The organism is Streptomyces sp. McG3, from assembly GCF_018619185.1.
Classification (GTDB): Bacteria; Actinomycetota; Actinomycetes; order Streptomycetales; family Streptomycetaceae; genus Streptomyces.
On record NZ_JAAXYC010000503.1, the window covers coordinates 1 to 3240 of the forward strand.

Here is a 3240-nt window from a genome sequence, read left to right on the forward strand (position 1 = left end):
AACCACTCCTGGTGGTCGGCGGCCAGCCGGTGGAGGGTGTGCCCTTCGGGCATCAGGCGTCGTGCTGCGGGTGGTGGGCCGGGATCGGGGGGAGCTCGCCGGTGTTCTCGTACGCCGCGAGCATCTCGATGCGGCGCGTGTGGCGCTCCTCGTTCGAGTACGGCGTGGTGAGGAAGATCTCGACGAACTTCGTGGACTCCTCGACCGTGTGCATCCGGCCGCCGATGGCGACGACGTTGGCGTCGTTGTGCTCGCGGCCGAGGGCGGCGGTCTGCTCGCTCCAGGCCAGTGCGGCGCGGACGCCCTTGACCTTGTTGGCGGCGATCTGCTCGCCGTTGCCGGAGCCGCCGATCACGATGCCGAGGCTGTCCGGGTCACCGGCCGTCTTCTCGGCGGCGCGCAGGCAGAACGGCGGGTAGTCGTCCTGGGCGTCGTAGATGTGGGGGCCGCAGTCGACGGCCTCGTGGCCGTGGGCACCGAGCCACTCGACGAGGTGGTTCTTGAGTTCGTAGCCGGCATGGTCGGATCCGAGGTACACGCGCATGGTGCGAAGTGTGGCACGAACTTCGCGGGGTAGCCGTCAGCGGGGTCGGGGCCTCCCGCCGCGTTCGATGTGGTCAACACCACTCGGGCAACGATCCGGCAAACGATCCGAAAGAGGGGGTTCCGCTTCCGTCTCTTTCCGGGCTTGAATGCGTGGCCTTGTCTTCGCACCACCCCACGGCGGAGCAGGGCACACCCTCACGCACCAAACGTAAGGATTCCCCCCATGACGTCGCAGACGACGCTGGCGAAGCCGGGCCAGGAGCCCGGTGAGCCGGACCGGCCGGACTCGTCGGGCGGGCTTCAGGCAGGTCTGAAGAACCGCCACCTCTCGATGATCGCGATCGGCGGTGTGATCGGCGCCGGGCTCTTCGTGGGTTCCAGCGCGGGCATCGCGGCCGCGGGCCCGGCGATTCTGCTGTCGTACGCGATGGTCGGCCTGATGGTCGTCCTCGTGATGCGGATGCTCGGCGAGATGGCCGCCGCCCGGCCGAGCTCCGGTTCCTTCTCCGCCTACGCCGACCAGGCGCTCGGCCGTTGGGCCGGTTTCTCCATCGGCTGGCTCTACTGGTTCTTCTGGGTCGTGGTGCTCGCCGTCGAGGCCACGGCGGGCGCGAAAATCCTGGAGAGCTGGATCCCGGGGGTCCCCCAGTGGGCCTGGGCGCTGATCGTGATGGTCGTGCTGACCGCAACCAACCTGGTCTCGGTGGGCAGTTACGGCGAGTTCGAGTTCTGGTTCGCCGGGATCAAGGTCGTGGCGATCGGCGCGTTCGTGGTCATCGGCTTCCTCGCGGTCTTCGGTTTCCTGCCCGGGTCGGACAACGCGGGGTCGGGTCTGGCACATCTGACGGACAGCGGCGGGTTCTTCCCCGAGGGGCCCGGCGCGATCCTGACCGGTGTACTGATGGTCGTCTTCTCGTTCATGGGCAGTGAGATCGTGACGCTGGCCGCCGGTGAGTCCTCGGACCCGCAGCGGGCCGTCTCCAAGGCCACCAACAGCGTGATCTGGCGTATCGCCGTCTTCTACCTCGGCTCGATCTTCGTGGTGCTGACGCTGCTGCCGTGGAACGACCCGTCGATCGTCGAGAAGGGCAGCTATGTCGCCGCCCTCGACGTGATCGGGATCCCGCACGCCGGGCAGGTCATGGACTTCATCGTGCTGACGGCTGTGCTGTCCTGCCTCAACTCCGGCCTCTACACCGCCTCCCGGATGGCGTTCTCGCTGGGCGAGCGGGGCGACGCGCCGAAGGCATTCGCCAAGGTCAACAAGCGCGGTGTGCCGCAGGCGGCGATCCTGTCCTCGGTCGTCTTCGGCTTCGTGGCGGTGTTCTTCAACTACCAGTGGCCCGACACGGTGTTCCAGTTCCTGCTGAACTCCTCCGGCGCGGTCGCGCTCTTCGTGTGGCTGGTCATCTGCTTCACCCAGCTGCGGATGCGCGGGATCATCCTGCGCGAGACCCCCGGCAAGCTGGTCGTACGGATGTGGCTCTTCCCGTACCTCACCTGGGCGACGATCGCGATGATCTCCTTCGTCCTGGTCTACATGCTGACCGACGACGCCGCCCGCGAGCAGGTCGTGCTGTCGTTGCTGGTCGCGGCCCTGGTGGTGGGCATCTCGCTGTTCCGGGAGATGCGCGGCCGCAAGACCGTCGCCAAGTGACCGTCATGTGATCCGCGGGTGATCCGCACCCGTTCGAGGGAAACCTGACAGAGGTTGTCAGGTTTCCCGGGGAGGCTCTTCCTCGCACCGCCGAAACGCGAGCGAAGGAGAGCCTCCCCCATGTCGTACCGGCCCAGTGGATCCGCACCCGCCACCTTCCAGACCGGCTTCCCGATCCGGCCCGGCCGGCTGGTCGAGGCCGCCACCCCCGACGACGTACGGGAGGCCGTGGCGTACGCCGCCGCGCGCGGGCTCCCCGTCGCCGCGCACGCCACCGGCCACGGGCTGCCCGGGGCGGTCGGGGGCGGCGTCCTCGTCGTCACCCGCGCCCTGGACTCCGTCGCCGTGGACCCGGTCCGCCGCACCGCCCGGATCGGTGCGGGCGCGACCTGGGGCGCGGTGACCGCGGCGGCGATCCCGCACGGGCTGGCCCCGCTGAACGGCTCGTCGCCCTCGGTGGGCGCGGTCTCGTACACGCTGGGCGGCGGACTGGGCATCCTGGCCCGGGAGTTCGGGTACGCCGCCGACCATGTGCGGGCGCTGGAGGTGGTGACCGCCGACGGGGTTCTGCGCCGGGTCACGCCGGAGCGCGAGCCGGAGCTCTTCTGGGGGCTGCGCGGGGGCGGGCACCGGCTGGGGGTGGTGACCGCCCTGGAGATCGGCCTGGTGGCGGTGGAGCGGCTGTACGGGGGCTCGATCGCGTTCGCCGGGGAGCGGGCGGCCGAGGTCGCCGGCCGCTACGGGGAGTGGACCCGGACCGTGCCGGAGTCCCTGACCTCCTCGCTGGCCGCGCTCGTCTACCCGGACATGCCGCAGTTGCCCGAGGAGTTGCGCGGGCGGTACGTCGTCTCGGTGCGGGTCGCCTGCACGGGGGACGCGGCCGAGGGCGAGCGGCTGGTGGCCCCGCTGCGGGCGATCGGTCCCGCGCTCGCGGACTCGTTGCGGGAGATGCCGTACGCAGAGAGCCCCACGATCCACAGCGACCCGCCGTTCCCGCACGCGTACTACGGGGACTGTCTCTTATACCCATCTCCGAG

The 3240-nt window shown here is 70.0% G+C and carries 3 protein-coding genes; 2 read left to right on the forward strand and 1 reads right to left on the reverse strand.

Annotated elements, in window-relative coordinates; translation table 11 throughout:
* Window positions 1-52 precede the first annotated feature (52 nt).
* Window positions 53-544: a ribose-5-phosphate isomerase gene (locus HET64_RS37690; protein ID WP_215111735.1), complete on the reverse strand. Its 492-nt coding sequence runs from the start codon at window positions 542-544 to the stop codon at window positions 53-55.
* A gap of 225 nt (window positions 545-769) precedes the next feature.
* On the opposite strand from HET64_RS37690, the gene HET64_RS37695 reads away from it, so the two are divergent.
* Together HET64_RS37695 and HET64_RS37700 are read left to right on the forward strand one after the other, a co-directional pair.
* Window positions 770-2203: an amino acid permease gene (locus HET64_RS37695; RefSeq protein WP_215111736.1), complete on the forward strand. Its 1434-nt coding sequence runs from the start codon at window positions 770-772 to the stop codon at window positions 2201-2203.
* Window positions 2204-2323: 120 nt separating this feature from the next.
* A partial coding sequence (locus HET64_RS37700) for an FAD-binding oxidoreductase (RefSeq protein ID WP_215111737.1) occupies window positions 2324-3240 on the forward strand: 917 nt, incomplete at its 3' end.

What these genes read in the sequence shown, in the direction of transcription:
- HET64_RS37690 (WP_215111735.1), bottom strand. Translation starts at nt 544, where the DNA reads ATGCGCGTGTACCTCGGATCCGACCATGCCGGCTACGAACTCAAGAAC.
- HET64_RS37695 (WP_215111736.1), top strand. Translation starts at nt 770, where the DNA reads ATGACGTCGCAGACGACGCTGGCGAAGCCGGGCCAGGAGCCCGGTGAG.